The sequence below is a fragment of the Streptomyces sp. NPDC019443 genome (assembly GCF_044389785.1).
GTDB lineage: Bacteria > Actinomycetota > Actinomycetes > Streptomycetales > Streptomycetaceae > Streptomyces.
Genome location: NZ_JBIRYJ010000001.1, coordinates 887,796 through 903,512 on the forward strand (window position 1 = coordinate 887,796; position 15,717 = coordinate 903,512).

At 69.1% G+C, this 15,717-nt stretch carries 13 protein-coding genes and 1 riboswitch; of the genes, 11 read left to right on the forward strand and 2 right to left on the reverse strand.

Annotated elements, in window-relative coordinates; all coding sequences use genetic code 11:
* Positions 1 to 32: 32 nt before the first annotated feature.
* The 8 genes from shc to ACH492_RS04045 all read left to right on the forward strand — a co-directional run bounded on the left by shc (position 33) and on the right by ACH492_RS04045 (position 9,032).
* Entirely contained in the window at positions 33 to 2,045 is a 2,013-nt protein-coding gene (gene shc / locus ACH492_RS04010) for a squalene--hopene cyclase (RefSeq protein WP_398982465.1), read from the forward strand.
* Entirely contained in the window at positions 2,045 to 2,704 is a 660-nt protein-coding gene (locus ACH492_RS04015) for a 1-hydroxy-2-methyl-2-butenyl 4-diphosphate reductase (protein WP_398982467.1), read from the forward strand. Before shc ends, ACH492_RS04015 begins: the two co-directional genes overlap by 1 nt.
* Positions 2,705 to 2,709: 5 nt before the next feature.
* Positions 2,710 to 3,732 carry an adenosyl-hopene transferase HpnH gene (gene hpnH / locus ACH492_RS04020; protein ID WP_398982469.1) on the forward strand — a complete coding sequence of 341 codons (1,023 nt, stop codon included), beginning with the start codon at positions 2,710 to 2,712 and terminating at the stop codon, positions 3,730 to 3,732.
* Between the two features lie 4 nt (positions 3,733 to 3,736).
* Positions 3,737 to 4,903: a flavodoxin-dependent (E)-4-hydroxy-3-methylbut-2-enyl-diphosphate synthase gene (gene ispG, locus ACH492_RS04025; RefSeq protein ID WP_398982470.1), complete on the forward strand. Its 1,167-nt coding sequence runs from the start codon at positions 3,737 to 3,739 to the stop codon at positions 4,901 to 4,903.
* A gap of 24 nt (positions 4,904 to 4,927) precedes the next feature.
* Complete coding sequence (dxs, locus tag ACH492_RS04030; RefSeq protein WP_398982472.1) at positions 4,928 to 6,814, forward strand: 1-deoxy-D-xylulose-5-phosphate synthase; 1,887 nt, start codon at positions 4,928 to 4,930, stop codon at positions 6,812 to 6,814.
* Positions 6,811 to 8,223 carry an aspartate aminotransferase family protein gene (locus tag ACH492_RS04035; RefSeq protein WP_398982475.1) on the forward strand — a complete coding sequence of 471 codons (1,413 nt, stop codon included), beginning with the start codon at positions 6,811 to 6,813 and terminating at the stop codon, positions 8,221 to 8,223. The genes dxs and ACH492_RS04035 overlap by 4 nt, the downstream gene beginning before the upstream one ends.
* A 67-nt stretch (positions 8,224 to 8,290) precedes the next feature.
* Positions 8,291 to 8,881 (forward strand): XRE family transcriptional regulator, encoded by a 591-nt coding sequence (locus tag ACH492_RS04040; RefSeq protein WP_398982476.1) that lies wholly within the window; start codon positions 8,291 to 8,293, stop codon positions 8,879 to 8,881.
* Positions 8,882 to 8,900: 19 nt separating this feature from the next.
* Complete coding sequence (locus ACH492_RS04045; RefSeq protein ID WP_398982478.1) at positions 8,901 to 9,032, forward strand: DUF6126 family protein; 132 nt, start codon at positions 8,901 to 8,903, stop codon at positions 9,030 to 9,032.
* A gap of 21 nt (positions 9,033 to 9,053) precedes the next feature.
* Here the strand turns inward: ACH492_RS04045 and ACH492_RS04050 are convergent, their stop codons facing one another.
* Positions 9,054 to 9,866, reverse strand: coding sequence for a tyrosine-protein phosphatase (locus ACH492_RS04050; protein ID WP_398982480.1), 813 nt, complete (start codon positions 9,864 to 9,866; stop codon positions 9,054 to 9,056).
* A gap of 181 nt (positions 9,867 to 10,047) precedes the next feature.
* On the opposite strand from ACH492_RS04050, the gene ACH492_RS04055 reads away from it, so the two are divergent.
* The 3 genes from ACH492_RS04055 to ACH492_RS04065 all read left to right on the forward strand — a co-directional run bounded on the left by ACH492_RS04055 (position 10,048) and on the right by ACH492_RS04065 (position 14,741).
* Positions 10,048 to 12,153 carry an alpha-galactosidase gene (locus ACH492_RS04055; protein ID WP_398982482.1) on the forward strand — a complete coding sequence of 702 codons (2,106 nt, stop codon included), beginning with the start codon at positions 10,048 to 10,050 and terminating at the stop codon, positions 12,151 to 12,153.
* A gap of 504 nt (positions 12,154 to 12,657) precedes the next feature.
* Positions 12,658 to 12,810: riboswitch (cyclic di-AMP (ydaO/yuaA leader) on the forward strand.
* A gap of 4 nt (positions 12,811 to 12,814) precedes the next feature.
* Complete coding sequence (locus ACH492_RS04060) at positions 12,815 to 13,789, forward strand: peptidoglycan DD-metalloendopeptidase family protein (RefSeq protein ID WP_398982484.1); 975 nt, start codon at positions 12,815 to 12,817, stop codon at positions 13,787 to 13,789.
* 160 nt (positions 13,790 to 13,949) lie between these two features.
* Positions 13,950 to 14,741, forward strand: a complete 792-nt coding sequence (locus ACH492_RS04065) for an SGNH/GDSL hydrolase family protein (protein ID WP_398982486.1) — start codon at positions 13,950 to 13,952, stop codon at positions 14,739 to 14,741.
* A gap of 52 nt (positions 14,742 to 14,793) precedes the next feature.
* Here ACH492_RS04065 and ACH492_RS04070 read toward each other — a convergent pair whose 3' ends face one another.
* Positions 14,794 to 15,717 (reverse strand): STM4011 family radical SAM protein, encoded by a 924-nt coding sequence (locus ACH492_RS04070; RefSeq protein ID WP_398982488.1) that lies wholly within the window; start codon positions 15,715 to 15,717, stop codon positions 14,794 to 14,796.

Sequence of the window (15,717 nt, forward strand, 5' to 3'; positions counted from 1 at the left end):
CAGCAGAGAACCACTGCAACGAAGGGGAAGCCATGACAGCGACGACCGACGGAAGCAGCGGGCCCGCGGGGGCCGGCGCAGCCGCGGCCAGCGGAACAACCGACACTCATCCTGCCGAGCGCCCCGCCGCGAGCGACGTCCTCGAAGCCGCCGGACAGGCCGCACAACGCTCCGTCGAGCATCTGCTCGGTCGCCAGGACGCCGAGGGCTGGTGGAAGGGCGACCTCGAGACCAATGTGACCATGGACGCCGAGGATCTGCTGCTCCGTCAGTTTCTCGGCATCCAGGAAGCGCGGACCACCGAGGCGGCCGCCCGCTTCATCCGGGGCGAGCAGCGCGACGACGGCACCTGGGCCACCTTCTACGGCGGGCCCGGCGAACTCTCCACCACCATCGAGGCATACGTCGCGCTCCGGCTGGCCGGCGACCGGCCGGACGATCCGCACATGGCGCGCGCCTCCGCCTGGATCAGGCAACGGGGCGGCATCGCGGCGAGCCGGGTCTTCACCCGGATCTGGCTGGCCCTGTTCGGCTGGTGGAAGTGGGACGACCTCCCCGAACTGCCGCCCGAACTGATCTTCCTGCCCAAGTGGTTCCCGCTGAACATCTACGACTTCGGCTGCTGGGCGCGCCAGACCATCGTGCCGCTCACCGTCGTCTCGGCGAAGCGGCCGGTGCGGCCCGCGCCCTTCGCGCTCGACGAGCTGCACACCGACGCCCGGGTGCCGAACCCGCCCAAGCCCCTTGCTTACGCGGCGAGTTGGGACGGATTCTTCCAGCGCGCCGACAAGGCGCTGCACATGTACCACAACGTCGCACCTCGCCGGCTGCGCGGAGCGGCCATGAACGCCGCAGCGCGCTGGATCATCGAGCGCCAGGAGAACGACGGCTGCTGGGGTGGCATCCAGCCGCCCGCCGTCTACTCCGTGATCGCCCTGCATCTGCTCGGCTACGACCTTCAGCACCCCGTGATGCGGGCCGGTCTCGAGTCCCTCGACCGGTTCGCCTTATGGCGCGAGGACGGCGCGCGGATGATCGAGGCCTGTCAGTCGCCCGTCTGGGACACCTGCCTGGCCACCATCGCCCTCGCCGACGCCGGGCTGCCGGCGGATCACCCCGCACTGGTCAAGGCCGCCGACTGGATGCTGGCCGAGGAGATCGTACGGCCGGGCGACTGGGCCGTACGCAGACCTCAACTCGCACCCAGCGGGTGGGCGTTCGAGTTCCACAACGACAACTACCCGGACATTGACGACACGGCCGAGGTGATCCTCGCCCTGCGACGGGTCAAGCACCCCGATCCGCGGTCGGTCGACGCGGCGGTCGCGCGGGCCGGCGCCTGGACCCTCGGGATGCAGTCCAGGAATGGCGCCTGGGCCGCGTTCGACGCCGACAACACCAGTGCCTTCCCCAACCGGCTGCCGTTCTGCGACTTCGGTGAGGTCATCGACCCGCCGTCGGCGGACGTCACCGCGCATGTGGTCGAGATGCTGGCCTTCGAGGGCAAGGCCCAACACCCCCGTACCCGGCGCGGCATCGAGTGGCTGCTCGCCGAACAGGAGCTCAGCGGCGCCTGGTTCGGGCGCTGGGGCGTCAACTACGTCTACGGAACAGGGTCGGTGGTTCCCGCGCTGACCGCGGCCGGGCTGCCGGTCTCGCACCCCGCGATCCGCCGGGCCGTCCGCTGGCTCGAATCCGTCCAGAACGACGACGGAGGCTGGGGCGAGGACCTGCGCTCCTATCGCGAGCAGCAGTGGATCGGCCACGGCGCCTCCACCGCCTCCCAGACCGCCTGGGCCCTGCTCGCGCTGCTCGCGGCGGGGGAGCGGGAGAGCAAGTCGGTCGAGCGGGGCGTGGCCTGGCTCGCCGAGACCCAGCAGGCGGACGGGTCCTGGGACGAGCCGCACTTCACCGGCACCGGCTTCCCCTGGGACTTCTCCATCAACTACCACCTCTACCGGCAGGTCTTCCCGCTCACGGCCCTGGGCCGCTATGTGCACGGCGAGCCCTTCGCCGACCGCGCAGACAGCCGCGAGGGGGGCTGATGAAAGGATCCCCTGAACCGTCGTCCGGTTCCGCCGCGCCGCTGCTGATCGCCTGTGCGCTCGGCATCGAGAAGCTCGCCCTGCGCAGCGGCGACCGCAGCGGCGCACTCGGCCCGGTGACGGTGCTCCGTACCGGCATGGGGCCGCACAACGCGGAGCGTGCCGTGCTGCGCGCGCTGGGCGGTGAGGGGCCGCTGCGGAACGCGGCGGTCGTCGCGTCCGGCTTCTGTGCCGGGCTCGCCGCCGGGATGCACCCCGGGGACCTGGTCGTCGCCGACGAGACCCGGCACGCCGTCGGCGCCACGGCCTGTACGGATACGGAACTGCTGGTCAAGGCGGTGGCCAGGGCCGTACCCGGACGCACCGTGCACACCGGCCCGCTGATCGGGTCCGACCATGTCGTGCGGGGTCACGAGCGGGCCGACCTGCGCGCCACCGGGGCGATCGCCGTGGACATGGAGTCCGCGGCCACGCTCCACGGTGCCCTGAGTACCGGGTCCCGTCCGGTTGCGGCCGTCCGGGTGGTCGTGGACGCTCCAGAGCATGAACTCGTACGGATTAGCACGGTCCACGGTGGAATATCAGCTTTCCGTGTTCTTCGTGCTGTCCTTCCTGCTTTCTTTGAATGGCACCGTTCTTTTCTGCTCCCCAGGAGGTGAGCTAGATGGCCATGCCGCTCCGTCAGACCATCAGGGTCGGGACGTACCTCTTTGAACAGAAGCTCCGCAAGCGTGAGAAGTTTCCGCTCATCGTCGAGCTGGAGCCGCTCTTCGCCTGCAATCTGAAGTGCGAGGGCTGCGGGAAGATCCAGCACCCGGCCGGGATTCTGAAGCAGCGCATGCCGGTCGCGCAAGCAGTCGGGGCGGTGCTCGAGTCCGGGGCCCCAATGGTCTCGATCGCGGGCGGTGAGCCGCTGATGCACCCTCAGATCGATGAAATCGTACGGCAATTGGTGGCCAAGAAGAAGTACGTATTCCTCTGCACCAATGCCATGCTGCTGCGCAAGAAGATCGAGGAGTTCACTCCTTCTCCCTACTTCGCCTTTGCCGTGCACATCGACGGGCTGCGCGAGCGGCACGACGAGTCGGTCGCCAAGGAAGGCGTGTTCGACGAGGCGGTGGAGGCGATCAAGGAGGCCAAGAAGCGCGGCTTCCGGGTCACCACCAACTCCACCTTCTTCAACACCGACACCCCGCAGACCGTGATCGAGGTGCTCAACTACCTCAATGACGACCTGAAGGTGGACGAGATGATGATCTCGCCCGCGTACGCCTACGAGAAAGCGCCCGACCAGGAGCACTTCCTCGGCGTGGAGCAGACCCGCGAGCTCTTCAAGAAATCCTTCGCGGGCGGCAACCGGCGGCGCTGGCGGCTCAACCACTCCCCGCTCTTCCTCGACTTCCTCGAGGGCAAGGCTGACTTCCCGTGCACGGCGTGGGCGATCCCCAACTACTCGCTCTTCGGCTGGCAGCGCCCCTGCTATCTGATGAGCGACGGATACGTCCCGACCTACCGGGAGCTCATCGAGGAGACCGACTGGAGCAAGTACGGCCGCGGCAAGGACCCGCGCTGCGCCAACTGCATGGCGCACTGCGGCTACGAGCCCACCGCCGTCCTCGCCACCATGGGCTCCCTCAAGGAGTCCCTCAGGGCGGCGCGCGAAACCGTCTCGGGAAACCGCGGGTGAAGTGATGTCCGCAGGAGAGCCAGTCGCACTGGGGCTCCCGGAGCTGCCGGCCCGGCCGATCGCGATGCGCCGCACCTCGCGGCGTATCCAGGTCGGACCGGTGGCCGTCGGCGGGGACGCCCCCGTATCGGTGCAGTCGATGACGACCACGCGCACTTCGGACATCGGTGCGACGCTGCAGCAGATCGCGGAACTGACCGCGTCCGGCTGCCAGATCGTACGGGTGGCCTGTCCGACCCAGGACGACGCGGACGCGCTGGCCACCATCGCGCGCAAGTCGCAGATCCCCGTCATCGCGGACATCCACTTCCAGCCGAAGTATGTGTTCGCGGCGATCGATGCAGGGTGCGCGGCGGTGCGGGTGAACCCGGGCAACATCAAGCAGTTCGACGACAAGGTCAAGGAGATCGCCCGCGCCGCGTCGGATGCGGGGATTCCGATCCGGATCGGGGTGAACGCCGGTTCGCTGGACCGGAGACTGCTCGCGAAGCACGGGAAGGCGACCCCCGAGGCGCTCGTCGAGTCCGCGCTGTGGGAGGCATCGCTCTTCGAGGAGCACGGCTTCCGCGACATCAAGATCTCGGTCAAGCACAACGACCCGGTCGTGATGGTCAATGCCTACCGGCAGCTCGCAGCCCAGTGCGACTACCCCCTCCACCTCGGCGTCACCGAAGCCGGACCCGCCTTCCAGGGCACCATCAAGTCGGCCGTCGCCTTCGGCGCGCTGCTCAGCGAGGGCATCGGCGACACCATCCGGGTCTCGCTGTCCGCCCCGCCCGCCGAAGAGGTCAAGGTCGGCATCCAGATCCTGGAGTCCCTCAACCTCAAGCAGCGCCGCCTCGAGATCGTCTCCTGCCCCTCCTGCGGCCGTGCCCAGGTCGATGTCTACAAGCTCGCCGACCAGGTCACGGCGGGCCTTGAAGGCATGGAGGTGCCGCTGCGCGTCGCCGTCATGGGGTGTGTCGTCAACGGCCCGGGCGAGGCGAGGGAAGCGGACCTCGGAGTGGCGTCGGGCAATGGGAAGGGTCAGATCTTCGTCAAGGGTGAGGTCATCAAGACCGTGCCCGAGTCGAAGATCGTCGAGACCCTCATCGAAGAGGCGATGAAGATCGCCGAATCCATGGAGGACGCAGGGGTGGCCTCGGGGCCGCCCGCCGTCACCGTGAGCTGAACAGCATGCGAAGGGGGTCCGACCGTGACGATTCTTGAGAGCATCCGGGGGCCGCGCGATCTCAAGGCGCTGACCGATGCGGAACTCGAAGAACTCGCCGAGGAGATCAGAGAGTTCCTGGTGCATGCGGTGGCCAGGACAGGGGGGCATCTGGGCCCCAACCTCGGGGTGGTGGAGCTGACCGTCGCCCTGCACCGGGTCTTCGACTCGCCCGTCGACCGCATTCTGTGGGACACCGGGCACCAGAGCTACGTACACAAACTGCTGACCGGCCGACAGGACTTCTCCAAGCTGCGCGGCAAGGGTGGCCTCTCCGGCTACCCCTCCCGCGAGGAGTCCGAGCACGACGTCATAGAGAACTCCCACGCGTCGACGGTCCTGGGCTGGGCGGACGGTCTTGCCAAGGCGCATCAGGTGCTGGGCAGCAGTGATCATGTCGTCGCGGTCATCGGCGACGGCGCGCTCACCGGCGGCATGGCCTGGGAGGCGCTCAACAACATCGCCGCGGCGAAGGACCGGCCGTTGATCATCGTCGTCAACGACAACGAGCGCTCGTACGCCCCGACGATCGGCGGCCTCGCCAACCACCTGGCCACACTCCGTACGACCGACGGCTACGAACGGGTGCTGGCCTGGGGCAAGGACGTTCTGCAGCACACCCCGGTCGTCGGGAAGCCGCTGTACGAATCGCTGCACGGCGCGAAGAAGGGGTTCAAGGACGCCTTCGCGCCACAGGGGATGTTCGAGGATCTCGGCCTGAAGTACCTGGGGCCGATAGACGGGCACGACATCGCGGCCGTCGAATCCGCGCTGCGCCGGGCCAAGCGCTTCCACGGGCCCGTACTGGTGCACTGCCTGACCGAGAAGGGCCGCGGCTACCAGCCGGCTCTGGAGGACGAGGCCGACCGCTTCCACACCGTCGGGGTGATGGACCCGCTGACCTGCGAGCCGCTCGCGCCGTCCAATGGACCTTCCTGGACCTCGGTGTTCGGGGACGAGATCGCCGCGATCGGGGCCGAGCGGCCGGACGTCGTGGCGATCACGGCCGCGATGCTGCACCCCGTCGGCCTGACGAAGTTCGCCGAGCGGTTCCCCGACCGGGTGTGGGACGTCGGGATCGCCGAGCAGCACGCCGCGGTCTCCGCGGCCGGGCTCGCCACCGGCGGGCTGCATCCCGTCGTCGCTGTATACGCCACCTTCCTCAACCGCGCCTTCGACCAGCTGCTGATGGACGTCGCGCTGCACAAGTGCGGGGTGACATTCGTACTCGACCGGGCGGGCGTCACCGGCGTCGACGGTCCGTCCCACAACGGCATGTGGGACATGTCGATCCTGCAGGTCGTGCCCGGGCTGCGGATCGCCGCGCCGCGCGACGCCGACCGGCTGCGTGCGCAGCTGCGCGAGGCCGTCGATGTGGACGACGCGCCGACCGTGCTGCGCTTCCCGAAGGAGTCGGTGGGCGAGCCCGTCGAGGCGGTCGGGCGGATCGGCGGGATGGACGTACTGCATCGGGCGGACGACGCCGATGTGCTGCTGGTGTCGGTGGGCGCGCTCGCGCCCGTCTGCCTGCAGAGTGTCGAGCTGCTCAAGGGCCGCGGTATCGCCTGCACCGTCGTGGACCCGCGCTGGGTCAAGCCCGTCGACGAACAACTCGCTCCGCTCGCCGCGCAGCACCGTCTGGTGGCCGTGGTGGAGGACAACAGCCGCAGCGGCGGGGTCGGTTCGGCCGTCGGGCAGGCACTGCGGGACGCCGGCGTGGATGTGCCGCTGCGTACCTTCGGCATCCCCGAGCAGTTCCTCGCGCACGCCAAACGCGGCGAGGTACTCGCCGACATCGGGCTTACCCCGGTGGAGATCGCAGGACGGATCAGTGCCGCCATGGCGGTCAAGGAGAGGAGAGCTGAGGAATGACCGAGCCGCCGACGGGCACCGAGCCGCTCAAGGGCTTCGACCTGGCCCGACTCCTTGCGGAGCGCGGGGCCGAGCGGTATGAGCTGCATGCGCGACATCTCAACCACCAGCTGCCGCGCATGCTGCACACCATCGGCTTCGACAAGGTCTACGAACGGGCCGAGGGCGCGTACTTCTGGGACGCCGACGGCAATGATTATCTCGACATGCTCGCGGGCTTCGGGGTGATGGGGCTCGGCCGGCACCACCCGGTCGTGCGCAAGGCGCTGCACGACGTCCTGGACGCCTCGCTCGCGGACCTCACGCGCTTCGACTGCCAGCCGCTGCCCGGGCTGCTCGCGGAGAAGCTGTTGGCGCACAGTCCTCATCTGGACCGGGTGTTCTTCGGCAACAGCGGTACGGAGGCGGTGGAGACCGCGCTGAAGTTCGCCCGTTACGCCACCGGGAAGCCGAGGATCCTGTACTGCTCGCACGCCTTCCACGGGCTGACCACCGGATCTCTGTCGGTCAACGGGGAAGCGGGGTTCCGGGACGGATTCGCGCCGCTGCTGCCCGACACCGCGATCGGGCTCGGCGATCTGGCCGCGCTGGAGCGGGAGTTGAAGCGCGGCGATGTGGCGGCCTTCGTCCTGGAGCCGATCCAGGGCAAGGGCGTGCACGAGACGCCCCCCGGGTTCCTGTACGCGGCCCAGGAACTGCTGCACAAGCACAAGGCGCTGCTGATCGCGGACGAGGTGCAGACCGGCCTGGGCAGGACCGGCGACTTCTACGCGTACCAGTACGAGGAAGGGGTCGAGCCGGATCTGGTCTGTGTGGCGAAGGCGCTCTCGGGCGGTTACGTACCGGTCGGAGCGACCCTCGGCAAGGACTGGATCTTCAAGAAGGTCTACTCGTCGATGGATCGGGTGCTGGTGCACTCGGCGAGTTTCGGATCCAACGCCCAGGCGATGGCTGCCGGGCTCGCCGTCCTCTCGGTGATCGAGGACGAGCAGGTCGTCGCCAATGCGCGGGTGACCGGCGAACTGCTGCGCTCCCGGCTGGCGGCGCTCGTCGACCGCTATGAGCTGCTGCACGAGGTGCGGGGGCGCGGCCTGATGATCGGCATCGAGTTCGGCCGGCCCGACTCGATCAAGCTGCGCAGCCGCTGGACCATGCTGCAGGCGGCCCGCAAGGGTCTCTTCGCGCAGATGGTCGTGGTGCCGCTGCTGGAGAAGCACCGGATCCTCACCCAGGTCTCCGGCGACCATCTGGAAGTGATCAAGCTGATTCCGCCGCTGACCATCGGTGAGCGGGAGGTCGATCGGTTCGTTGCGGCGTTCACGGCCGTGATGGACGACGCCCACGGCGGCGGCGGGCTGATGTGGGACTTCGGCAAGACGCTGGTCAAGCAGGCGGTCGCCAACCGCTGACTTTCGGCACCTTTGCCTCTGAGGCAATAAATTTGCCTCAGAGGCAGGTTCCTGGCCCAATGGGCATATGAGCACCCCTGCCGAAGTGGCGGCGGACACCTCGCTGCCCGATGTCGCACCTCGTCTGCGCGATCTGCGCCGCCGTCGCGGTCTCACCCTGGAAGCGGCCGCCCAGCGTGCGGGCCTCTCGCCCGCCCACCTCTCCCGTCTGGAGACGGGCCACCGCCAGCCGTCACTGCCGATGCTGCTGGGGCTCGCCCGCATCTACGGTACGACGGTCGCCGAGCTCCTCGGCGAGTCGGCGCCGGAACACGAGCCCATCATCCGCGCCGGTCGCGGGGAGAGCGCGGCGGCCGACGGCTGGACGTACTACCGGGCAGGCGGCCCCGGCCGGGCGATGCAGGCCCTGCGGCTGGTGGTCCCGTTCGGCAGCCAGGGCGATGTGGTCCGGGTGCATCCCGGCGAGGAGTGGCTGTATGTCCTCGACGGGCGGCTGCGGCTGGGCCTGGGGAACGCGGTGCACGAGCTGAGCCCCGGGGACAGCGCGCACTTCGACTCAATGACCCCGCACCGCATCGCGGCGGCCACGCCCGACGGGGTCCAGCTGCTCTTCGTACACACGCTGCTGCAGAGCCCCGACATTCATCCGCACGCCTGACACACGTGAGAGGTCTGCCATGTCCGAGCACAACGAAGAGGGGAAGTTCCCCCGAGGGCTGGTGATCCGGCTCTTCGCCTACCTGGTGGCGGGTCATCTCTTCGCCGCCTTCCTCTATCTGCTCTTCCTGCTGGGCGGCCAGAACCAGTAGCGCGGAACCGGTGAGCCCGGCTCAGGCCTCGTCGAGGAGCCGGTCGCGCAGCCGCTCGCGCGTCTGCGGGCTCACCTTCAGGCACTCGGTGAGGTAGCGCTCGGTGGTGCCCCAGGTCTGCTCGATCGTTTCGAAGGCCGCGCTCAGGTACTCGGCCCGCGCGTCGAAGAGTGGGGACAGCAGCTCCATCACCTCCGGGGACATCGCGGCAGGGGAATTGTCGCTGCGCCGGACCAGGTAACGGCGGTGCGGGTCATTGGACTTGAGGTAGTCCGCCTCGATGGCCTCCCGCTCGACGCCGACCGCCAGCAGCGAGACGGCTACCGACAGACCGGCGCGGTCCTTGCCCGCCGCGCAGTGCATCAGGGCCGGAACGCTGTCCTCCGCGAGCGCGTGCAGGACCTTGCTGTGCTCGGCGGTGCGCTGCTTGATGATCGTCCGGTACGAGGCCGTCATCCGCCCCGCCGCCTTGCCGTCCGCGAGGATCGACCGCAGCTGGTCGAGGTCGCCGTCCCGGACCATCTTCCAGAACTCGGCGCCGTCGGCCGGGTCGGTCAGCGGCAGATTCACATTGCGTACGCCGGGCAGCTCGACGTCGGGGCCCTCCAGCCGCATGTCCGCCGCATTGCGGAAGTCGAAGATCGTGTGCAGGCCCAGCGTGCCGAGGAACGAGGCGTCGGACTCGGTCGCGTGCGCGAGATGGCCGCTGCGGAAGAGCCGGCCGTGCCGCACTTTCCTGCCGTCCACTGTCGGCAGGCCGCCCACGTCCCGGAAGTTGCGCACTCCGGCCAGTTCCGGCTCTGTCGACGGGGCCTGCGGCAGCTGCTGCGTCACGGGGACTCCTGAAGTGACTGCCGTCGGCGCTGCTCGCCGACGATGGCGCGTTCCCGACGATACGACACCGCTTCATCCGGCAATCATCTCGGCCGTCTCCCGCAAGGCCGTTGCACCGGCAGCGGTCCCCGTCGGATGATGTTCGGGCCTGTGCGGACCTGTGCGTATCTGAGGGGTCGGGATGATCGAGAGCGTTGGCAAGGGGCGTACGTGGGTTCTCTCCGGACCCACGAGCAGTTATGCGCTGCACCTCACGGACGACGACGAACTGCTGCATCTCCATTGGGGACCCCGGATCTCCGGCGCCGACGCGGAGGCACTCGCGGACCGGGTATTGCCGCCCTACTGGCCCTTCGAGTCGCAGCTCGACGGGCACGAGGAGTACCCGGTCGAGGGCGGACCCCGCTTCGTACGCCCGGCGCTCTCCGTCCGTACGCCACAAGTACGCGGCACGGAGTGGACCTTCGCCGGTGACGCGGTGGACGGCGACGAACTGCGGCTCCGCTTCACCGACGCCGTACACGGCCTCGGCCTCACCCTGCACCACCGGATGCGCGATGACGCGGACATCATCGAGCGCTGGGTCACCGTCGCCCACGAAACCGTCGCCCACGAAGGGGACGGCCCCGACCTGGAGCTGCTGCGGGCCGACTCTGCCGCCTGGACGCTGCCGCAGCGCGAGCGCTGGCGGCTCAGCCAGCTGCACGGCCGCTGGGCCGCCGAGTCGCTGCTCGTACGGTCGGAGCTGACGTACGGCGAGAAGGTGATCGGCAGCCGACGCGGCCACACCGGGCACCAGCATCTGCCGTGGGTCGCGCTGGACGCGGAGGGGGCCACGGAGGAGCGCGGCGAGGTGTACGCCTGCGCCCTCGGCTGGTCCGGGTCCTGGCGGATCTCCGTACAGCAGCTGCCCGACGGACTCGTGCAGATCACCGGCGGCGCGGGCTACGACGAATCGGGACTGCTGCGGCTCGCGCCCGGCCAGTCGTACACCTCGCCCGTCTTCGCCGGGCTGTGGACCGACGGCGGATTCGGCGGGGCCAGCCGGGCCTGGCACGCCTGGCAGCTGGCGCATGTCATCCCCGACGCGGCGACCGAGCGGCCCGTCCTCTACAACTCCTGGGAAGCCACCGGTTTCGACATCTCCGAGGAGCAGCAGCGGGCGCTCGCGCGGCGGGCCGGGGCGATGGGCGTCGAGCTGTTCGTGGTGGACGACGCGTGGTTCGGGCAACGCACCAGCGATCGCGCCGGGCTCGGCGACTGGACGCCCAACGCCGAGCGCTTCCCGAAGGGCTTGGGGCCGCTCGCGGACGAAGTGCACGCGCTGGGGATGCAGTTCGGCATCTGGGTCGAGCCGGAGATGGTCAACGCCGACAGCGACCTCTACCGCGCGCACCCCGACTGGGTGCAGCACCACCCGGGCCGCGCCAGAACCGAATTCCGCAACCAGCTCGTGCTGAACCTCGCGCGCGAGGACGTACAGGACTATCTCTGGGAGCAGTTGGACACGCTGCTCAGCAGTGCGCCCATCGACTATGTGAAGTGGGACTTCAACCGCTGCTTCACGGACGTCGGATGGCCCGGCGAGGAGTACCCGCAGAAGCTGTGGGTCGAGCATGTGCACGCGCTGTACGCACTCCTCGACCGGTTGCGGGCCGCGCATCCGTCCGTCGCTTTCGAGTCCTGCTCGGGCGGCGGCGGCCGGATCGACCTCGGCATCCTCTCCCGTACCGACCAGGTGTGGACCTCCGACAACACTGATCCGCTGGACCGGCTCGCCATCCAGCAGGGCTTCACCCAGCTGCACCCGGCGCGGGTCATGGCGGCCTGGGTCACCGACAGCCCCAATGTCCAGCTCAACGGCCGGTTCAGCACGCTCCGCTTCCGCTTCGTCAGCGCGATGGCCGGTGTTCTCGGGGTCGGCGGCGACCTCACCGAGTGGACCGACGAGGAGCTCGCAGAGGCACGCGGCTGGGTGGACCTGTACAAGAAGATCAGGCCGTTGGTGCAGCACGGCGAGCTGCACCGGCTGCGGGCGCCGGAGGGCGGGCTGAGCGCCGTGCAGTACGTACGCGGCGACGAGAGCGTTGTCCTCGCCTGGCTGCAGGCGCAGCACTACGGCGAGCAGCCGCCCCGGCTCAGGCTGCGCGGCCTCGACCCGGCAGCCGCCTACGAGTGCCTGGACACCGGCGCCGTACACCGGGGGGCCGTACTCCTGCACCACGGATTGCAGACCGGGCTCAGGGGAGACATGGACGCCACCGTGATCCGGCTGCGCCGCCGCTGACCCGGCTCCGGCTCCGACCCGGACTCGGCCGGCCTCGGTGCCCCGCTGCGACCAACCCCGACGCCTACGGCACTTTGTCCTATTTTGCGGTCAAGAATGGGAAATGGTCGTCAGGGGAGGCGGCGGAACCCGGTGGAATTCCTGTGACGTTGACAGGGATTGGTAGGTAAGTGTGGGCGATCGGTCGATAGTCATTAAATGACGCTTCTGTCCGAATTGGCCGGTTCGGCATGACGTGCCCCATCTACAGGGGGGATGGGGTCGAGTCCGTGAGCAGGATCATATCCGTGACGGTGCGTGGTGGTCCGGCGGAGCCGAACTCCGTTGCCCGAAGGGCAGTTGAGATCCGGTCGAGATCCACCTTTTACGGAGGGTAACCGGAATTCTGGTGCGATATCGCACGGATCATTGGCCCGGGAAAGTGATGGCTTGTACCCGCCCGTCCCCCTCGCTTACGTTCCCGTCAATCCGGACGGACCGCCTAATCCTGCCGCCGACCGGAATTCGAAAAATCCACCCACGTGTGGCAGGAGCGGGGGACCCAGGTAGTTCGCCATTCCGGAGTTCCGGACGGCTCGGGGTTTAGTCGCGCATTGCGCGGCCGGGCATCTCCAGCCCGAACCCGACAGCTCACCTCGTAGGCGCCGGAGAGGAATGCGCCATGCCCGCAAAGGGTAAGCACCGCCGTCCCAAGACCAGCCCGATCACGCGCGGCTTCGTCGCCGCCGGCACGGGTGGCGCCGCCATCGCGCTTCCGCTGATGGGTGCCACCGGCGCCCACGCGGTGGGCAAGACCGCTCCCGCCGTGGCGCCCGCTACGGCAGTGACCGCCGCCGCGGCCCCGGCGGCAGTCAAGCCGGCCGCCGTCCCCACTACGTACTCCGTCGTCTCCGGTGACTACCTGGCCAAGATCGCCAAGGAGCACGATGTACGCGGCGGCTGGAAGAAGCTGTACGAGGACAACCGTGAGCAGGTCGGCGACAACCCGTCGCTGATCCACCCGGGCCTCAAGCTGACCCTCGGCGCGAAGTCGAAGGCGAAGGCTCCGGAGAAGGCGCAGCCGCGCCAGGAGAGCCAGGACCGATCCGAGTCCAAGGCCGATTCCAAGGCCGATTCGAAGGCCGATTCGAAGGCTGCGTCGAAGTCCAAGGCCGCGTCCGACTCCGGCTCGGACTCCTCCGCACAGTCCTCCTCCGGTGACTCCGCGAGCGCCTCGCAGACCAGCAGCTCCGGCTTCACCGCCCCCGTCGACGGCGCGACCGTCACCACCTCCTACCGCATGACCGGCGCCATGTGGTCCAGCGGCTACCACACCGGTGTCGACTTCGCGGCCTCCTCCGGCACCACCGTCAAGGCCGTCGGCGCGGGCACCGTCGTCTCCGCCGGCTGGGGCGGCGCGTACGGCAACGAGGTCGTCATCCAGCACAGCGACGGCAACTACTCGCAGTACGCCCACCTCTCCTCGCTCGCCGTCTCCGCCGGCCAGAGCGTGAGCGGCGGCCAGCAGATCGGCCTCTCGGGCTCCACCGGCAACTCCAGCGGCCCGCACCTGCACTTCGAGATCCGCACCGGCCCGAGCTACGGCTCGGACGTCGACCCGCTGGCGTACCTGCGCCAGTACGGCGTCTCCATCTGAGGCGCAGACAGCACACCGTTGTCGACTCCCCCCGTCCGGCGGCGCGGGGGAGTCGGCGTATTCCGGGTTGGACGAAACTTGACCGGTGGCAAAGATCACCCCTCGTCAACCCTTCCTTACGGTCGCGTAGGTCACATCCGTAAGGGAAAGATATGGTCTCGTGGCAGACGATTCGAGAACAGGGAAAAAGGGTGCATTCGGGTCGTACGCGGCTATCGGTGACAGCTTCACCGAAGGCGTCGGAGACCCGGGTCCGAACGGGATGTACGTCGGCTGGGCGGACCGGTTCGCGGTCCTGCTCGACGACCGGACGCCGGAGCACACCTTCAGGTACGCCAACCTCGCCGTACGCGGGCGTCTCCTCGACCAGATCGTCGAGGAGCAGGTGCCGAGGGCGAAGGAACTCGCCCCGGATCTGGTGACGTTCTGCGCCGGCGGCAACGACATCATCCGGCCCGGCACCGACCCCGACGACGTGGCCGAGCGCTTCGAGCGCGCCGTCGCCGACCTCACGAGCGCGGTCGGCACGGTCATGGTGACCACCGGATTCGACACCCGCGGGGTGCCGGTGCTGCGCCATCTGCGCGGCAGGATCGCCACGTACACCGCGCATGTAAGGGCCATCGCCGACCGCTACGACTGCCCCGTCCTCGACCTCTGGTCGCTCAAGTCAGTCCAGGACAGGCGGGCCTGGGACACCGACCGGCTGCATCTGTCGCCCGAGGGACACACCCGGGTCGCGCTGCGCGCCGCCCAGGTACTCGGACTCGATGTGCCCGCCGACCCCGACCAGCCGTGGCCGCCCCAGCCGCCGCGCGGCCCGTTCGAAGTGCGCCGTGACGACATCCACTGGGCGCGCGAGCACCTGGTGCCGTGGATCGGCCGACGGCTGCGCGGCGAGAGTTCCGGCGACCATGTCGAGGCCAAGCGCCCGAACCTGCTGCCCCTGTGACCGCGGCGGGGTGGGGTGCTCGGCACCCGCGACCCCGACCGCGGCGCGGCCGCTATGCACCGGCTGCGCGCCGCGGTGCGGCGAGACTGACGGGGATGGGCCTTCCCGCTCCGTACGACGGCTGAGTAGCGGCGGGCACGGCCGGGATCCGCTCCAGGACACCGCCCGCGAACACGTCGTACAGCGGCAGCGCCTCCAGATGGACATAGCCGATATGGCAGTCGCAGACGGCCGACGGACAGCCGCGCGGGCGCAGCGCCCGCCGGTAGGAGCCGTCGTAGAGATTGCCCAGCTCGTCCCGGACGAAGTGGCAGCGCCGCACCGTGCCGTCGCCGTCCACCGAGATCACCGACTCGCCCGTCCGGCAGGGGAGTCCTGCCGAGCGGTGCGGATCGCGGCTGTACGGGAAGAACGGGTCGAGGTCCGTCCACTCCGCGGCCTCGGCGTCGGTGTAGCCGCGTCCCTCGGCCGCGTTCACCCAGAGGTAGACGGGCGAGGGCAGATCGGCGCGCAGGCGGCGGGCCTGGGCCAAATGCTCGGGGAAGCCGACGACGCCAACACTGAACCGGACCCCGCGCCCGGACAGGTCACGGCACTTGCCGAGGAAGCGGTCGTACGGAGTCTGGCCCGGGTGGTACGTGCACCAGAGTGCGAGGGTGTCGAGATCGGCGTCCGCGACCCAGCCGGTGCGGCAGCTGAGGTTCGTCTGGATGGCGACCCGACGGATGTGCGGCAGCCAGGAAAGCTCGGTGAGGGTGCGGCGGTACCAGGAGCGGACCAGACCCTCGCCCCACGGCGTGAACAGAATCGACAGCTGGTCGTCCGTCTGCTCGGACGCCCAAACGGCGAAGCGTTCGAGCGCGGAGCGGTCGGCACGCAGTTGCTCGGAGCTGTCGTGCCGCTTGGCGAAGGGGCAGTACGGGCAGGCGTAGTCGCAGGAGGCGAGCGGGCCCCGGTAGAGGATCGTCAGGTCCAC